Source organism: Streptomyces flavochromogenes, from assembly GCF_000717595.1.
GTDB lineage: Bacteria > Actinomycetota > Actinomycetes > Streptomycetales > Streptomycetaceae > Streptomyces > Streptomyces flavochromogenes.
Map to the genome: position 1 here is coordinate 1 of NZ_JNZO01000111.1, position 435 is coordinate 435.

At 71.7% G+C, this 435-nt stretch carries 1 protein-coding gene; it reads left to right on the plus strand.

What is annotated here, in order from left to right; all coding sequences use genetic code 11:
• Positions 1-435 (plus strand): hypothetical protein (locus IF00_RS42290; protein ID WP_037640585.1); only part of this gene is annotated, 435 nt, incomplete at both ends.

Sequence of the window (435 nt, forward strand, 5' to 3'; positions counted from 1 at the left end):
CGCGACTGCGGCTGGTCCAGCTGCCGTCCTGCGCGCTCACGACTCCGGAGAAGGCCGGTTGTCGGGTGGCGAAGCCGCTCGCGACGACCAACGACACGGAGAGCAACACCCTGACCGCCGTAGCACCGTTGGCGGAAGGATCCCGCGGGGCCGCCACCGCGATGGCGGCCGGGTCCGGCATGACCGTCCTGGCCGCGACGGCAGAGGCGTCAGGCTCCAGTGGTTCGTTCTCGGCGACCTCGCTCGAACCGTCCGGTGCGTGGAGTGCCGGCGGCTCGACGGGAGGCTTCAGCTGGAGTTACCCGGTGGGGGTCCCCGCGGTCCCCGGCGGTCTGCAGCCCGGCGTCACGCTCGGCTACAGTTCGCAGGCTGTCGACGGGCGTACGTCGGCGTCGAACAACCAGGCCGGGTGGATCGGTGACGGCTGGGGTTACG